This is a genomic window from Variovorax sp. YR752, assembly GCF_943372545.1.
The window spans coordinates 1-15620 of sequence record NZ_CALRZC010000200.1 but is presented as its reverse complement, the minus strand read 5'-3'; the positions used below and the strand labels follow the sequence as shown (position 1 = coordinate 15620).

Below are 15620 nucleotides of genomic sequence, written 5' to 3'. Positions count from 1 at the left end.
GAAGGCTTTTAAGCGTGCACTCGGGCACAGCAGCACCCCCTGCCGGTCACCCCGGCTGGCGGTAAGCGATGCGGTCGCAATGCCGCCACTGCGCCGCGGCCGATGTCGCGCCTAACCACCCAACCCGACAAGCGGACAATGCCGACCCCGTCGACGGCAGCTTGCCCTAGGCGTCGTAGTCGTTCAATTGCAGCGCACAGCGTGTGTGGCTGGTCGTGCCGCCTTAACGACTTGGTGGCTCTGGAAGCCGCGCGCTAGACTTCGGCTTAGAACGGTCAGCTGCGGCCTGCTCCATTGAGCCGCGCGAGAAGTCCAGACAGCTGTGAAATCTCGGCGCTCGACCAGCCCCTCAGCCGTTCGGAAAATCGGCTTCCCTTGTTCGCCAGTGCACGGTCCATCTTCTTGCGGGCATCCTTCGTCAGCGCGTAGATGGTCACCCTGCCATCTGAGGGGTCTGGGTACGCTTCGACGAGGTTGGCTTGGGTCAATTGTTGAAGCAGCCTGCTCAAGGCGCTTCGGTCCATTGCAAGCGCTTCTGCTACCCGCATCGCGCGAGTTGCGCCGACAGAGTGGAGACGTTGGAGAACCTGGAACGAGGCTCCCGAGACCGGCGGGTCGAAGTCGGCCGCTGTCTCAGTCGCGAACGCGCGCGCAGATGAAAGCAGCACGTTGAGCTGAGTTCCCAACTCCAAAAGGGCCTGCTCCCGTGGTATGTCTGCATCTTTCATGTAGTGTGCAAATATCCATCAATCTGATAAAGTGGATTTTTGCATACTAATTGGAGCCGGGGTGAATGAGTTCTCAACAATCGTGTTGACAGGGGCAACCAACGGGCTGGGCAGGATTGTTGCTTCGGCGTTGGTGCGACCTGGTGTCCGACTCGTGCTTATCGCGCGCAACAAGGCTAAGGCAGAAGCGACACGCAGAGAACTGCTGCGAGAGGCGCCAGGGGCAGAAGTCGAATACGTTCTGGCCGACTTTGCAAATCTCGGAACGGTTGCGGAGGCCGGCGCTCGCATTGCCTCAGAACACCCGCAGGTCAACGTCCTCATCAACAATGCAGGTATCCACGCGTTTGAGCAAAGGGTCACGCGGGACGGATTTTCCGAGATGGTCTCCACGAACTACCTCGCACCTTGGCTATTAACCGCTTACCTCCGGCCCTCGCTCATCGCGGCTGGATCATCGCGGATCGTGACCGTTGGTTCGGAAGCGTCGAGACGCTCAAGGGGGCTCGATATTGGACTCGACCTGACGGATACGCGGCCATTTTCCCGCCTGGGCTCATCGGTCGTATATGGCAAGACGAAGTTGATGGCCATCATGTTTAGCGCAGAGCTAGCCAGGACACTGGCTTCCACCTCCGTTGCTGCAAACAGCGTAGACCCTGGATTCAACGTGACGGGGTTAGGTCGGGAGCTACCTTTCGCAGCTACGCTTGAACGCATCTTGCGCATGTTCCGCGTGGGTGCGCCGGAGCGGGGAGCGGCCATCATCGCTCGGGTGGCCACGGCTACGGCGTTTGCAGGGACAACAGGAGAATACTTTTCCCGGAACGCGCAACGCCTCAGCCCTGTCCATCCGGGTGACAGTGGGCTTGTGCAACGACGGCTATGGATGGCGACTGAACGGCTGCTGAAGCAGTTCTCCTGACCAGATGCGAAATTTGGGCACAGGGCCAAAGGGCCTCACGGCCCTCACGTTTGGCTTCGCCCCGATCTCGCCAGCTCGATATCAAAGCAAGCAGGGCAAAGGCCCTCTGGGCAGCTCCTCACCATGAAATATCGACTTCTATTCCGAACGGCGAGAATCCGAGTGTTTCTTGCTCGAGCACTCCGGATTCTCCGGTACGGAAACTACGGTCCGAGAGGCTGAGAGCCCTCCCTTGTTGCTGTCGTCAATGATGGTGCGGGCTGAGCACGGTTGACCAACAACCGTTCGCGGTGGGGACGGAGATTGCTTTCCGCCCTCGCATCGATCCGTACGTGCGGCACCATCGCATACGGCTCCTGCCTTGAGTCATGACGCAAAGCGATGATGCGGATTGGATGGAGCATCCAAGCCCCCGGGGTAGCGCTAAATGCCCCGAACCGGGCCCTGGGCATTCGTCCACGCTACCCTCGCCGTCGCAGCGCATGTAGGCACACCCGCGACGCATCCTTGCGGAACGCATTCAAGCGGTCAACGTTGCTCGCTATGGGGCGCACTCGGCTTGCCCACAGTTCACCCATCGGGTTAGCCGTGAATCGCAGTATTGACGTGTTGCTGAAGAAATTCCAGCAGCACTTGCACTCTCCGTGAGTGGCGACGGTTGGGCAGATATGCGGCGTAAACGCAAACAGTCTGGTCCTGCGGATTCACCGAAAACCGCTCAAAGAGGCGCCTAAGTCGGCCTGCGCGAACATCGTCGTGCACCAGCCACTGCGGCAGCAGCGCGATACCGAGGCCGCCGAGCACGGATTCCCGCAGCACGTCCGAGTTGTTGACTGCCAGCCGGCCGTTGACCTCGACATGCGTGATGCTGTCTGGGAGGCTGAAGGACCAACGCTGCGGCCCCGCTTGATAGGAAAAACGGAGGCATTCGTGGTGGCTCAACGCCTCGGGCGAGGACGGCACGCCGCGGCGCTCCAGATACGCATGGCTTGCGACGACATACCGATGGTGTTCCGCGAGCTGCTTCACGATGAGGTGGGGCTGGTTCGCTGGCGTACCGATTCGCACGGCCACATCGATGCGGTCGGCGGCCAAGTCCACGTAGGCGTCGGACAACACGAGTTCGAGGGCCACGCGCGGATGGGCTTCAAGGAACCCGGCCACATGTGGGCCGAGGCACAGGCGACCGAAGGTCACCGGCATGGAGACGCGCAGCGGACCCACGGCCTCGGCGCCGGTGTCCGCAATGCTTCCGTCAGCTTCATCCAGGTCGGACAGCACACGCGTCACCTGCTCGAGGTATGCGGCGCCTGCGTCGGTGAGGGTGACCTGGCGTGTGGTGCGGGTCAGCAGCGCACTGCCCAGCGATTCCTCGAGCGCGTCCATCAGTCGAGTCACGGAGGAAGTGGCGACGCCCATGCGACGGGCGGCCTTTGAGAAGCCCCCTGTTTCAGCGACGTCGACGAATGCGCGGAGCGCGAGAAATTTGTCCACCTCGGCCTCGGTTGCGTGTGGCGCAACGCTGGATTGCGGCGCCACTGGATTCACTTGTTCGAGCGCAAAGCCTAATCTTCCCGCATCTTCAATGCAAGGCGTTCCCATGACCCCCATCGAGATCCAAATCACATACGACTTCATCTGCCCATGGTGCTGGATTGGCCACGAGCATCTGAAGGCCGCACTCAAGGCGGCCGACTTGTCGGCTCCGGTGGTCATAAGGTATGTCCCGTATGAACTCAACCCCACCATGCCCAAGAATGGCGTCAACCGGAAGGCGTATCGCAGCGCCAAATTCGGCACCTGGGCGCGCTCCCAGGTAATGGACGCGGACGTGACCCTCGCGGGCCAGCGCGCCGGCGTGGCGTTCAACTATGACCGTGTGGCAATCACGCCCAACACGCGTCTCGCGCATCGGTTGATGTTTTTCGCCCAAGGCAAAGGCGCCGTCGACAAGACGGCGTCGTTGTTCGAAGCGATCCTCGAGGCCTACTTTTCCGAAGGCCAGGACATCGGGGCCGTCGACGTCCTGGTGAAGCTGGCCGAGCGCACCGGCTTTGACGCAGAAGCGGTGCGCAGCTTCCTGGTCACGAGCAACGGCGAGCGCGAAGTGGCCGAAGCCGAATTGCAGGCCCAGACGGCCGGCGTGCGTTCGGTTCCGACGATTCGTATCGGCGATGTGCCGGTCAGTGGTGCCCAGCCGCCTTCGGTGTGGGTTCAAGTGCTTCATAGCGCGGCCAACGACAAGACGGCCGAAGCGGCGGTCTAAGGTCTCGAAGCGCTCGATGGCGCCATTCAACGTCGCTTACGCCCGCGCACTGGCCGCGGACCGGCTGTCGCTCGGACTGATGACGCCGCTTGCGCGCCTGCCCGGCGCCATGGCGGACCTGGAACTCGAGCGCAGTGCGGCCGAGCATGCCGACCGTCATGGGTTCGCGGCACTGTGGGCGCGCGACGTTCCGCTCATGGTGCCGCAGGGCACCGACCTTGAGTCGGTGGCCCTGGATGATCCATTCATCTGGCTATCGACCCTGGCGGCAGCGACGAAGCAGGTGGCTTTGGGTACGGCCGCAGCGGTTCTTCCGCTGCGGCATCCCTTGCACCTGGCAAAGTCGGCGCTGTCGCTGGACCGACTTTCGGGCGGCCGCTTCCTCCTCGGCGTCGGCTCGGGTGACCGTGAAGCCGAGTTTGCAGCCTTCGGTCAGAACGCCGCCTTGCGCGGCGATGCATTCCGCGCGGGCTGGTCGCTCTTGAGGGCTGCGCTCTCGCCGGAAGCCAGTGAACGCAAGGCATTCCTGCAGGCGACGGGCGGCTATGACGTGGCCACGGTGCCGACGCGCCGTATTCCGATGCTAGTCGTGGGCTCGGCTCGGCAGACCTTGCAATGGATTGCTGCCAATGCCGAGGGTTGGGCGTCCTACCATCGGGACGAAGTTCGGCAGCAAGGGCGTATCGAGTTGTGGCGATTGGCGGTCTCCGAGCGTGCGGTGGGCCGGCACAAGCCCTTCGTCCAATCGCTGCACCTCGATCTGGTCGAAGAAGCAGACGCGCCAGCATCGCCCATCGAACTGGGTATCCGTTGCGGCCGCCATGCGCTTGTGGCCTACCTTGCCCGCATGGAGGCGATGGGCGTTGGCCATGTGCTGCTCCATCTGGCGAGAAGCCCACGGCCGGTCCTGGACATCGTTGACGAACTTGGCCTAGACGTTCTGCCTTCCTTCCATGCCACGCCGCCGCCAGGCGCAGCCGTACGAAACCTCTCGGCTTGAGCACAAGACAGCACTGCCGGTGCAGTTCAGCGGTCAACTTTGCGTTCAGCGCAATGCCGAATTGCAATCAAAGCATATTCTTCATTCTTATTGCAAAGCTCAAACTTCAGTCCACAACCCAACTGGAGTTCTTCATGTCAAACCAAGCAACCCTGCACTACGCCTACGACCCCTTCTGTGGGTGGTGCTACGGCGCCGCGCCGCTACTCACGGCCGCGTCCGAACTGGAAGAACTGAAGATCGTCCTCCACGGTGGCGGCATGTTGGTCCACGACAGTGCGAAGATGATGTCCGCCGAGTGGCGCGATTTTGTACGGCCGCACGAAACACGGATCACCGCGCTGAGCGGACAAGCGTTCGGTGACGCGTACAGGGACGGAACGCAGTTCAACTATGACGTTGTGCTTGATTCGGCGCCCCCGACCGCAGCCATGCTCGCAGCGGAAGAACTCGTCGGTGCGGGGCTCCAAATGCTGAAACGCCTGCAGACCGCCTACTACGTCGAAGGCCGCCCCATCGCCGACTGCGCCGAACTGACGCGCCTTGCCGCGGAACTGGGCCTCGACGACGAGCGCTTCTTCGCTGCCTTTGAGACGGCCACCTCGAGGCTACCCGCGCATTTCGAAGAAACGCGTGAGCTGTTGTGGCGTGCAGGTGGGCGCGGCTTCCCGACTTTGGCGCTTGAAAAGGACGGAGCGCTTCAGCTGCTTCACCTCGGTCAGTTCCTCGGCAAGCCCGCGCAATTCCGCGAAGTCCTTGAGAGCCTCTTGGCTCCTGCCTCGGCCAACGCCTGATCACTCGGAGAGATTCATGACCACCAGCACCACGAACAACAAGCCCCGCGCACTCATCATCGGCGGCTCCCTCAGCGGACTCTTCACGGCCACGACGCTGCGGACCATCGGATGGGAGGTCGCGATCTTCGAGCGGTCACCGAACGAACTGGACAGCCGCGGCGGCGGTGTCGTGCTGCAGGGCGATGTGCTGTCCGCATTCCACTTCGCGGGCGTCCAGTCCATGGGCGCGCTCGGCGTCAAGTCGGGCGATCGCATCTATCTGGATCGCGATGATCGCGTCGTCCAACGCAGCTACATGCCGCAGAGCCAGACCTCGTGGAACATGCTCTACAGCACGATGAGGCAGCATCTGCCTGCGGAGATCTTTCATCCGGGTGAGCGCTTCGTTCGATTCGAACAGCATGGCGACCGCATCACTGCCCACTTCGCCAGTGGTCGCGTGGAAACCGGCGACCTGCTCGTCGGCGCCGACGGCCCGCGCTCCGCGGTGCGTGAGCAAGTCATCCCGGGTCTCGCGCCCAACTACGCCGGCTATGTCGCATGGCGCGGCTTGGTTCCTGAAAAGGAACTTCCTGCAAGTGCCGCGGATGTGCTGGCGGGTACCTTTGCATTTCAGCAAGGCCCCGGCCACCTGCTGCTCGAATACCTGGTCCCAGGCGAAGATCAATCGATCCAGGAAGGTCATCGGCGCTGGAACTGGGTGTGGTACCTGAAAGTGCCGCACGGCGAGGAATTCTCGGCACTGATGACCGACCGCCTAGGAGGCCGCCATGCGTTCTCACTGCCGCCGGGGTCGCTCAAGGATGAAGACGTCGCGAATCTGATGCGGAAGTCGACGGCGCTGCTGGCGCCGACCTTTCAGACCCTGATCGAGGCAACGAAGGAGCCCTTTGTTCAAGCCATCCTGGACTTGCAGGTGCCGCGGATGGTGTTCGGACGTGCCATCCTGCTGGGCGACGCCGCGTTTGTGCCCCGACCCCATACCGCCGGCAGCACGGCCAAGGCTGCGGCCAATGCGCTGGCGCTGGCCAAGGCGCTGCAACCGCTGGGCGCCGACGTCGACGAGGCGCTGTCGGATTGGCAGGCGTCGCAATGGCGTGAAGGCATCGGCATGACCGAGTGGGGCATGCGCATGGGCGACCGGATCATGGGTTTTGAGCGCAGCAACGTGGTGCTGAACGCTGTCTGAGTGAAGCAGGATTGCTCCGATTCGATGCCGTACCGGCATCGCCTGCATCAGCAATCCATATTTCTCACATCGGTCTGCGACTTCTAAGCTCCGTGTCATCTCGGAATCGGTGCTGTTGCGCCGCCGCGATCTTCCAATGACAGACCCATGCATCGCCTAGAACAAACTCATTCCATCGACGACGCCTCACCCGGTGCGAGCCACGGGACTTCTCTTTTCACGGTCGATTGGGATGTTCCGATCGAAATGAACGACGGAATAGTCCTGCGTGCCGACGTCTTTCGTCCAATGGCGCCTGGCCACTATCCGGTTCTTCTTTCGTACGGACCGTACGGCAAGGGCTTGTCGTTCCAGGAGGCTTACGCCACGGCGTGGAAGATCATGGTCGAGCAACACCCCGACACAGCGCGAGGTTCGACCAACAGGTATCAGAACTGGGAGGTGGTCGATCCTGAAAAATGGGTCCCGCACGGGTATGTGTGCGTGCGGGTCGACTCTCGCGGCGCGGGGCGCTCCCCGGGCATCCTGGACATTCACTCCGAACGAGAGACGCAGGATCTGATTGACAGCATCGAATGGGCATCTCGGCAGCCGTGGTCGAACAGCCGGGTCGGCCTCAGTGGCGTGTCCTATTACGCGAGCAATCAATGGCGTGCGGCCGCGCGAAAGCCCAAGGGCCTGGCAGCCATCTGCGTATGGGAAGGTTACAACGACCGATACCGGGAATCGGCTCGGCACGGCGGCATCCTCTGCACGTTCAACAAGAACTGGCAGGAGATGCAGGTGCTGAGCGTCCAGCATGGACGCGGCGAGCGCGGTCCCCGCAGCGCGGTGACAGGTGAGCTTGTTTGTGGCCCGGAGACGATTCCCGAGGAGACGCTCGCAAGCCTTCGCGTGAATCGATGGCCGGAGCTCGTGAACCGGGAACTGGACGACGCGTTCTACAAGGCGCGCACTCCCGTGCTGGAGGACATCGAAGTCCCGTTGCTTTCCGCGGCAAACTGGGGAGGTCAGGGACTTCACACGCGAGGCAATATCGAAGGATTCCTTCGCGCAGGCAGTCGGCAGAAGTGGCTCGAAATCCACGGAGGCGCCCATTGGGCAGGCTACTACACGGACTACGGGGTTGCGCTGCAACGCCGATTCTTTGACCATTTCTTGAAGGGCGAAGACAACGGCTGGGACGAGGCACCTCCGGTGCTTCTTCAGGTCAGAAGGATTGACGGCACCTTCGTTGAGCGACAAGAGGCCGAATGGCCGATCGCACGGACCCGTTGGACGCGCATGTACCTCGACCCTAGTCACATGGCCTTGACTTCGTCGCCGCTCGCGATCACGGCTTCCCTCGCGTACAGCAGCTTGCAGGATGGGTTGACCTTCAAGTCAGCCCCATTTCTCCAGGACACGGAGATCACAGGCCCGTCGGCTGCGCATTTCGTCGTTTCCTCCTCGACCATTGATGCCGACCTGTTTCTGGTTCTACGGGTTTTCGCGCCCGGCGGAGAGGAGGTCGTGTTCCGCGGTGCGCTCGATCCCCACACGCCGCTGGGGCAAGGCTGGCTGCGCGCGTCACACCGCAAGACCGATGCGGAGAAGAGCGCTCCGTGGCGTCCCTATCACACCCACGACGAGAAGCTGCCGCTGGCAGCGGGGGAGCAAGTGTCGCTGGACGTCGAGATTTGGCCGACTTCTGTCGTTGTGCCTGCCGGCTACAGCGTTGCGCTCACGGTTCGCGGCAAGGACTACGAATATGCCGGCCCACCGGCGGAGCTTTCGAACATGAAGAACCCCATGCGCGGCTGCGGACCGTTCGTGCATGACGACCCGACGGATCGCCCAGCTGACGTATTCGGAGGAAATGTCACGCTGCATTTTCTTCCCTCAGAGCCCTCCTACGTACTGCTTCCCATAGTTCCCGAGATTGGAGACAAAGAATGATGGACCGACGCACCTTCCTGGCAACAGCGGTGATGCTGGCGACCACGGCCACAGCCATGGCGCAGCAGGCGACGGTGGGCTTTCCCTCTCGCCCGGTTCGCATCGTGGTGCCCTATCCCGCCGGTGGCAACACGGACGCCATAGCGCGCACTATAGGAATGAAGCTCTCCGAGATCTGGAAGTCACCAGTCATCGTCGAGAACAAGCCGGGTGCCAATTCCATGCTCGGAACTGGCGATGTGATCCGAGCCGCATCCGACGGCCACACAATCCTTGCCAACATCTCGCTGATCGTCCAGAACACCTTCGCCAAGGACAAACTGCCTTTCGACACCTTCAAGGAGCTGCAACCCCTCATTGCCGCAACCGAGACGCCGATGTATTTCGTCGTGGGCCGCAAGGATGGGAAGATTTCCGCTTCGCTCGAAGTTTTCCTTCAGGAGGCCAAGTCGAAGCCGGGAGCCAAGTCCTTCGGCTCGTTCGGCAACGGATCGACAGGGCACCTCCTTCTGCTCGGCCTGGAACGGTCGACCAGCGCAGACATCACGCACGTGCCGTTCAAGGGTAGCGCCGATGTGATCGTCCAGGTGCTCAACGGACAGGTTTCATCGACCTTCCTGCCCTATAGCGCCATCGCGCCCCACCTTGCAACAGGAAAGATCAAGATCCTTGCCGTGACGGGCAACGCGCGCTCGCCGTTCTCGCCGGACGTGCCGACATTCGAAGAGCGCGGGATCAAGGGCTTCACTGCTTCCCAATGGAACGGCTACTTCATCTCGCGTAGGACACCGCTAGCGATCACCCAGAAGCTGGTCGCGGACTTCGATGCAGCGATCAGGAGTCCAGAGGTGAGCGCCAAGCTGAAGCAACTGGGCCTGAGTCCTGTGGGCGGCACGCCTGAGAAATTTGAGGCCATGATCGATCAGGACTTCGCCCTCACTCGGGCGGCCCTGAAGGACAACAAGCTGAAGTTCGACTGACTGTGAGCGCTTCCGCGGGGTCAGAATTCAATGGAAATTGAACCGGCGTCTATATCTTGTCGGGAAAGATCGACTTGCATCGCGGCGATGCCGCCAAGGAATACGGTCTAGGCGACAGGTTCATTGCGGACCGCAATACCGTGCATTGGATAGAGAACAAGCGCTCCGTCCCGGCGGCCATGCCGGTGACCGGCGTTGCCAAGAAGAAGTGAGATGAAGCTCTCCCCCATCTTCACCCACTTTGTGCGGGTCGGACACCCCCTTCCGGCCGTAATACCGGCGGTCCGGCGGAGCCGGCTCCGCGGTACTCCTGGTATTAGTCATGTCGGATTCATGCCTCGCGGGTCGCGCGAAGCGACGTCGCGAGGACGATGGCACCGCCGGCCAATCTCGCCAAGCCAGACAACTGTTCGACGATCAACGCCTGAAAACGCTGCAACGCGAGGTTGCTCGGCCGATCGATCCGCCGCGCCAGGAACCGCGCCACCGAAAGGCCGGCGATGGGGCCCCCGCTGAACTGTCCGTTCTCAATGTCCTGGCTGACGGCTGAATAGGGCGAGACGTGGCTGCCGACGCCGCGTTGAACGAGTCCTTTGATGACGTGGAGCGCCTCCGCCTCCACGTCCACGTTCAATGTCACGCCAGATTCGGCAGCCTTGCGCTCCAGCAACTTGCGCACTGTGTTGTTCATGCCGGGTTGGACGAGCGAGCGCTTCGCTATCTCGGCGAAGTCGAAAGTGCTGCCTTTGAGATAAGGCGCCCCATCCGTCGGCTCGATAAACCACAGGTGTTCGTCGCAAAGGTGCTGGGTCTGCAGAAGCGGATTGGGCTTCGTGCCGGTCAGGATGGCGAGGTCGAGCTTGTCCGCGAGCAGGGCGTCGCGCAGCGCATGGCTGTATCCTTCATGCAGGCTCAGACTGACATTCGGATGAAGTTTGCGGTAGGCGGCGACCGTGCTGCCGATGAGCAGATCGCCGATCGACGGCGGAAAGCCGATCCGCAGATTTCCAGTCGCCGTGGTACTGCAGGCGACGACGTCGGCACGCGTTTGGCTGATGAGCCGGAAGATCGAGTCGGCACCGTCTTTCAGTCGAATGCCTTCCTCTGTCGGCTCGGCGCCGCGGCTGTGGCGAAAGAGGAGCTGAACCCCCAACTCGTCCTCGAGTAGCTGAATCTGTCGGGTAATCGCCGGTTGAGCCACGTGCAAGGCCGAGGCTGCCTGCGTAAAGCTCTTGAGCTCGGCAACCTTGCAAAAGTACTTCAGTTGCACCAGGTCCATGAGGCAATCAGGAAGAAGCCACGAGGCCAAAGGGCTGCAGGTAGTCGGTGAAAGGGGCTGAGACGCCACGCGCCGCAAGTTCCTGCGATGTCACCGAAGAGGGCTGCGGAACGTGTCCCAGCGCGAAAGCGTCCCGCGGCCGGGCGAAAGGATAGCGGAGCGGCCGACAGTCAGCAGATCCGCACCTTCCTTGAGTGCAAATTCCACGTCTTTCAAGGTCTTCACGCTGCGCCACCGCGACCAGCGCGCTTTTCGGATCGAGGACCTGGGGCACGCGTCTGACGTTTGAGAACCGAAATTCAGCGGCTGACGATACGTGGGTCATGTGCTTCCTTCGGGTCGTTGATCGTCTTGCATTGCGCCTACACCGCGCAGTAGCGCTCCTGAATGGCTTCGTCGGCCAGCATGGTTTGCGCGCTGCCGCTGTAGACGATTTCGCCCTGGTCGAGGATGTAGGCGCGGTCTGCAATCCTGAGCGCCAGGCCGACGTTTTGCTCGATGAGAAGGATGGTCACGCCGCTGCGCTTGAGTGCGGCGAAGTACTCGAACATTTCGTCGACCAGCACCGGCATGATGCCCTCGGAGGGTTCATCGAGCAGCACCATCTTCGGCTTGGATGCCACGGCGCGCGCAATGGCCAGCATCTGCTGTTCCCCGCCCGACATCGTGATAGCCATCTGGTCGAGGCGCTCCTTCAGTCGCGGGAAGGTTTCTGCGATCTCGTCGATGACATCCGCCTCGCGCCGGCGCAGTGGCGAGGCGAGGAGACCGAGGCGGATGTTCTCTCGCACCGTGAGGCCGGGCACGATACGTCGCTCCTCCGGAACGTAGGCCAGGCCCTTCGAAAACCGGGTGTGCGTCGGCCGGCCGAGCAACTCGACGCCTTCGAATTTCACCGACCCCTTCGCCTTTGGAATGAGCCCGGCGATGCTCTTGACGGTCGTGGTCTTGCCGGCACCGTTGCGGCCGATCAGACAGACAAGCTCGCCCTTACGGACCTCCAGGCTGACCCCCTGAAGGATGTGGCTGGTGCCGTACCAGGCATTCAGATCGTTGACTTCAAGCATTCCGCGCTCCTCAGTGGTCGCCTTGGCCGAGATAGACGCGCTTGACCAAGTCGTTCGCGCGAATGTCGTCCGGGGTGCCTTCGGCAATGAGTTCGCCATGGTGCAGAACCACGATGCGATCGCTGATGCCCATCACCATCTTCATCTTGTGCTCGACAAGAACGACGGTGCGTTCTTCGACGAGCTTGCGAATGAGCGCCATCATGACTTTGGTTTCTTCGGGGCTCATGCCTGCCGTGGGCTCATCCATCAGGAGGAGCTTCGGCTGGCCGGCGAGCGCGACCCCGATTTCGAGCGCGCGCTGCTGACCATGCGCCAATTCCCGCGCGAGATGGTGGGCTCGGTCGGTGAGACCGACCGTCTTCAGCACCGCCGCGGCCTGTTCGCTCAAGCCATGAAGCGCCGAGCGCCGGCGCCACAGGCCGTAGCGCGACACATGGGCCTGGAGCGCGATGCGCACGTTCTCCAGCGCAGTGAAGTTCGGAAACAGGTTCGTGATCTGGAAGGACTTGGCAATGCCCGTGTGCGCAAATTCGTGCGGGCGCATTCCGGTGATGTCCTGGCCCATGAAGATGATCTGGCCGTCGTTGGGCGCAAAGGCGCCCGAGAGCATGTTAAAGAATGTGCTTTTGCCCGCGCCGTTGGGACCGATGATGGATGTGAGCATCCCCGGGCGAATCTTCACGCTCACGTCGTGGAGTGCCTTGAAGCCGGCGAAGCGCTTGCTGACGTTGCGCGTCTCGATGATGGCATCAGCGTTCATGGGAGGCCTTTTGAAGGAACGTGCCCCAGACCCCCTTGGGGAAGAACAGGACGAAAAAGACGAAGACGCCGCCGACAAGGAGTTGCCAATGCTCCGTCCAGCTGGAGGCAAGGTCCTGGATCAGCAGGAAGAGCGCCGCGCCGACGAAAGGGCCGAAGTAGGTGCCCATGCCTCCCAGGAGGCACAGCATGACCACCATGCCCGAGGTGGCGTAGTCCAGCGTCTCGATGGGAACGCTGGACAGATGGATCGCATTGAGCGCCCCGGCCAGAGCGCAGAAGCCGGCGGAAAGAACGAAGGACAGCAGCTTCGTGCGCTCGACGTCGAACCCGCATGCACGCGCCCGTGCTTCGTTCTCACGCACGGCCTCGATGGCGCCACCGAATGGCGAAGCCAGGATGCGTGAGAGAAGCCACATCGCGACGGCGACGAATGTGAAGACGAAGTAGTATTTCTGCAGCGGGTTCAAAAGGTCGAGCTTCAGCACCAGAAGGCTGACTTCCGGGACGTTGACGCCACGCAGGCCGTTCTCTCCGCCGGACGCCGGCAACTGATACACCAGGAAGTAGACGCATTGCGAAAGGGCGAGGGTCACCATCGCGAAGTAGATGCCGCGCGTCCGGATGGCCAGCAGGCCCATCACTAGCGCGACAAGACATCCGGCTGCGACGGCCGTCGGCACGGCAGCCCACCACGGCACGTTGTGCTGGGCGATGAGAATGCCGGCGGTGTACGCCCCGACGCCGAGAAATGCGGCGTGACCGAATGACAGCAGTCCGGTGTAGCCGAACAGCAGATTGAAGCCGACCGCGAAGAGGCCGTATATGAGGATGTTGATGGCCAGCGACTGATAGGGCATCAGCCAGGGGAAGATGGCAAAGAAGACGACGGTGGCCAGCACGCGATGCTTCGCAACCATTCGAAAGACTTCTTGCCAGCTGCGAAACGAGGCGGCGACGGGGGGAGTGATAACGCTCATACTCAGTTCCTTCATGACATCAGTCCGGCGCGACCGAAGAGACCCTGTGGACGAACGAGGAGCACGGCCGCCATGATCACGAACATGGAGACTTTGGCCGCCTCCGGGAAGAACAGCACGGCCATGCTTTCGACCGCGCCGATTAGGAGTCCGGCGACGACTGCGCCCATCAGCGAACCCATGCCGCCGACGACGGTGACCACGAATGCGACGGTAAGCACCGAGGTACCCATCTCGGGCGAGACCCCCTGCATGGGTGCCGCGAGGACGCCAGCGAGGGCGGCGATGCCGGTGCCGACACCGAAGACAATGAGCCAGACGCGGGAGACGTCCACCCCGAGCACGCGGACGATGACCGCGTCCCGCGCGCCGGCCCTCACGACCAGGCCGAACGGGGTGCGCTCGATCACGAGCCACAGGGCAACGAGCAGTGCACCGACGACGCCGATGACGAACAGGCGGTAGGTCGGAAAATCGGCGAACCCGAGGTTCGTTGCACCCTGCAGCACTTCGGGTGTGTCGAAGGGCAGGCCGGCTTTGCCCCAGACGATGCGCACGCCTTCCACCAGCATGTAGGCGAGGCCGAAGGTCAGCAGCAGGGGGTAGTCGATCCCGCGGCCATACAGCGGCCGGATGAGCCAGCGTTCGGCGAGCATGCCGATGGCACCGACCACCACGGGTGCGATGAGCAGCGCCATCCAGAAGCTGCCGGTCTTCTCGGCGGCTAGCAAGCCAATGTAAGCCCCCAGCATGAAGAAGGCCCCGTGCGCAAAGTTTACGACGGTGAGCATGCCGAAGATGAGCGAGAGGCCGACGGCCAGCAGGACATAGACCGCGCCCAAGGCCAGCCCGGTGAAGAGCTGAAGCGCGAGGAGGTTGAGCGTGATTTCCATGGAGGTGCCTTCGACATGTCTCAGGCCGCGTGCGCGAGCGTTGGGTAGTCGGTGTAGCCCTCGGCGGTTCCGCCGTACCAGCCGATGTTCTTTGGCGCGTTGTACGGTCCGCCCTGACGGATCCGCGCGGGCAAGTCGGGGTTGGCCAGGAAGGCGCGCCCAAACGCCACGATGTCCAAAGCACCCGTGGCGACGAGGTCGCGCGCCGCGTCCGGTGTGATGCCACCGTTCCCGATCAGCGTGCCTCGAAAGCGCGGACGCACGACCTCTAGGATCTTTGGCATGTCCGGTTGGCCGGCCCAGGCGTTCGTATCCGCGATATGCAGGTAAGCGACGCCGTATTCGGCAAGCATGTCCGCCACGGCGGCATAGGTCTCGACCGGATTCGGGTCGCGCGTATTGTTGTAAGCGGCAAAAGGAGAGATACGCACACCCACTCGCGCCGCGCCCACCTCATCGATGGCAGTCTCCACGATCTCGCGAAGGAAGCGCAGGCGGTTTTCCAGGCTGCCACCGTAGGCGTCGGTGCGTCGATTGGTCATCGGCGACAGGAACTGATGCGGCAGATATCCGTTGGCAGCGTGGATCTCCACGCCATCGAACCCGGCCCTGCATGCATTGGCCGCACCGCGTCGATATTGCGCGACGGCTTCTTCGATTTCGGCGGTCGTCATCGCACGCGAGGGTGTCGCCGAAATGCGGACGTACCGGCCTCGAGCCAGTTCGCCCCAAACCTGGAGTGCATCAAGGTCGTCATTGACGCCAGAGGGAGACAGGGGCGCCTCACCATCCAGCAAGCCGTCGGCGCCGACGCGG

16 protein-coding genes are annotated in these 15620 nt (G+C 62.3%); 8 read left to right on the top strand and 8 right to left on the bottom strand.

Annotation, left to right across the window (positions count from 1 at the left end; genetic code table 11):
- Positions 1 to 275: 275 nt before the first annotated feature.
- Positions 276 to 728, bottom strand: coding sequence for a MarR family transcriptional regulator (locus AAG801_RS32025; RefSeq protein WP_341892027.1), 453 nt, complete (start codon positions 726 to 728; stop codon positions 276 to 278).
- 61 nt (positions 729 to 789) lie between these two features.
- On the opposite strand from AAG801_RS32025, the gene AAG801_RS32020 reads away from it, so the two are divergent.
- Positions 790 to 1653, top strand: coding sequence for an SDR family NAD(P)-dependent oxidoreductase (locus AAG801_RS32020; protein ID WP_341892026.1), 864 nt, complete (start codon positions 790 to 792; stop codon positions 1651 to 1653).
- A gap of 582 nt (positions 1654 to 2235) precedes the next feature.
- Here AAG801_RS32020 and AAG801_RS32015 read toward each other — a convergent pair.
- A complete protein-coding gene (locus AAG801_RS32015; RefSeq protein WP_341892029.1) occupies positions 2236 to 3147 on the bottom strand; it encodes a LysR family transcriptional regulator in 912 nt (303 codons plus the stop codon).
- 106 nt (positions 3148 to 3253) lie between these two features.
- Here AAG801_RS32015 and AAG801_RS32010 point away from each other — a divergent pair, with 106 nt between their 5' ends.
- The 7 genes from AAG801_RS32010 to AAG801_RS31980 all read left to right on the top strand — a co-directional run bounded on the left by AAG801_RS32010 (position 3254) and on the right by AAG801_RS31980 (position 10035).
- Positions 3254 to 3919: a DsbA family oxidoreductase gene (locus AAG801_RS32010; protein ID WP_341892025.1), complete on the top strand. Its 666-nt coding sequence runs from the start codon at positions 3254 to 3256 to the stop codon at positions 3917 to 3919.
- A gap of 16 nt (positions 3920 to 3935) precedes the next feature.
- A complete protein-coding gene (locus AAG801_RS32005) occupies positions 3936 to 4919 on the top strand; it encodes a TIGR03571 family LLM class oxidoreductase (RefSeq protein ID WP_341892024.1) in 984 nt (327 codons plus the stop codon).
- A gap of 134 nt (positions 4920 to 5053) precedes the next feature.
- Positions 5054 to 5713 carry a DsbA family protein gene (locus AAG801_RS32000; protein WP_341892023.1) on the top strand — a complete coding sequence of 220 codons (660 nt, stop codon included), beginning with the start codon at positions 5054 to 5056 and terminating at the stop codon, positions 5711 to 5713.
- A 16-nt stretch (positions 5714 to 5729) separates the two neighbouring features.
- Positions 5730 to 6905, top strand: coding sequence for an FAD binding domain-containing protein (locus AAG801_RS31995; protein ID WP_341892022.1), 1176 nt, complete (start codon positions 5730 to 5732; stop codon positions 6903 to 6905).
- Positions 6906 to 7052: 147 nt separating this feature from the next.
- Positions 7053 to 8843, top strand: coding sequence for a CocE/NonD family hydrolase (locus AAG801_RS31990; protein WP_341892021.1), 1791 nt, complete (start codon positions 7053 to 7055; stop codon positions 8841 to 8843).
- Entirely contained in the window at positions 8843 to 9823 is a 981-nt protein-coding gene (locus AAG801_RS31985) for a tripartite tricarboxylate transporter substrate binding protein (RefSeq protein WP_341892020.1), read from the top strand. The genes AAG801_RS31990 and AAG801_RS31985 overlap by 1 nt, the downstream gene beginning before the upstream one ends.
- A gap of 56 nt (positions 9824 to 9879) precedes the next feature.
- Positions 9880 to 10035, top strand: coding sequence for a hypothetical protein (locus AAG801_RS31980; RefSeq protein WP_341892019.1), 156 nt, complete (start codon positions 9880 to 9882; stop codon positions 10033 to 10035).
- 119 nt (positions 10036 to 10154) lie between these two features.
- On the opposite strand, the gene AAG801_RS31975 is transcribed toward AAG801_RS31980, so the two are convergent.
- The 6 genes from AAG801_RS31975 to AAG801_RS31950 form a co-directional block, all read right to left on the bottom strand.
- Positions 10155 to 11102, bottom strand: coding sequence for a LysR substrate-binding domain-containing protein (locus AAG801_RS31975; RefSeq protein ID WP_341892018.1), 948 nt, complete (start codon positions 11100 to 11102; stop codon positions 10155 to 10157).
- 362 nt (positions 11103 to 11464) lie between these two features.
- Positions 11465 to 12169 (bottom strand): ABC transporter ATP-binding protein, encoded by a 705-nt coding sequence (locus AAG801_RS31970; protein ID WP_341892017.1) that lies wholly within the window; start codon positions 12167 to 12169, stop codon positions 11465 to 11467.
- Positions 12170 to 12179: 10 nt separating this feature from the next.
- On the bottom strand, positions 12180 to 12932 hold the full coding sequence (locus AAG801_RS31965; RefSeq protein ID WP_341892016.1) for an ABC transporter ATP-binding protein: 753 nt from the start codon (positions 12930 to 12932) through the stop codon (positions 12180 to 12182).
- On the bottom strand, positions 12922 to 13926 hold the full coding sequence (locus AAG801_RS31960; protein ID WP_341892015.1) for a branched-chain amino acid ABC transporter permease: 1005 nt from the start codon (positions 13924 to 13926) through the stop codon (positions 12922 to 12924). The genes AAG801_RS31965 and AAG801_RS31960 overlap by 11 nt, the downstream gene beginning before the upstream one ends.
- On the bottom strand, positions 13923 to 14798 hold the full coding sequence (locus tag AAG801_RS31955) for a branched-chain amino acid ABC transporter permease (protein ID WP_341892028.1): 876 nt from the start codon (positions 14796 to 14798) through the stop codon (positions 13923 to 13925). The genes AAG801_RS31960 and AAG801_RS31955 overlap by 4 nt, the downstream gene beginning before the upstream one ends.
- Positions 14799 to 14824: 26 nt before the next feature.
- Positions 14825 to 15620: alkene reductase (locus AAG801_RS31950; protein WP_341892014.1), on the bottom strand; the 796-nt coding region annotated here is incomplete at its 5' end.

Excerpts from the sequence above, each read along its gene's own strand:
- AAG801_RS31995 (WP_341892022.1), top strand. The coding sequence starts at position 5,730 with ATGACCACCAGCACCACGAACAACAAGCCCCGCGCACTCATCATCGGC.
- AAG801_RS32005 (WP_341892024.1), top strand. The coding sequence starts at position 3,936 with ATGGCGCCATTCAACGTCGCTTACGCCCGCGCACTGGCCGCGGACCGG.
- AAG801_RS31990 (WP_341892021.1), top strand. The coding sequence starts at position 7,053 with ATGCATCGCCTAGAACAAACTCATTCCATCGACGACGCCTCACCCGGT.
- AAG801_RS31970 (WP_341892017.1), bottom strand. The coding sequence starts at position 12,169 with ATGCTTGAAGTCAACGATCTGAATGCCTGGTACGGCACCAGCCACATC.
- AAG801_RS31985 (WP_341892020.1), top strand. The coding sequence starts at position 8,843 with ATGGACCGACGCACCTTCCTGGCAACAGCGGTGATGCTGGCGACCACG.
- AAG801_RS31965 (WP_341892016.1), bottom strand. The coding sequence starts at position 12,932 with ATGAACGCTGATGCCATCATCGAGACGCGCAACGTCAGCAAGCGCTTC.
- AAG801_RS31960 (WP_341892015.1), bottom strand. The coding sequence starts at position 13,926 with ATGAAGGAACTGAGTATGAGCGTTATCACTCCCCCCGTCGCCGCCTCG.
- AAG801_RS32025 (WP_341892027.1), bottom strand. The coding sequence starts at position 728 with ATGAAAGATGCAGACATACCACGGGAGCAGGCCCTTTTGGAGTTGGGA.
- AAG801_RS31975 (WP_341892018.1), bottom strand. The coding sequence starts at position 11,102 with ATGGACCTGGTGCAACTGAAGTACTTTTGCAAGGTTGCCGAGCTCAAG.
- AAG801_RS32010 (WP_341892025.1), top strand. The coding sequence starts at position 3,254 with ATGACCCCCATCGAGATCCAAATCACATACGACTTCATCTGCCCATGG.
- AAG801_RS32000 (WP_341892023.1), top strand. The coding sequence starts at position 5,054 with ATGTCAAACCAAGCAACCCTGCACTACGCCTACGACCCCTTCTGTGGG.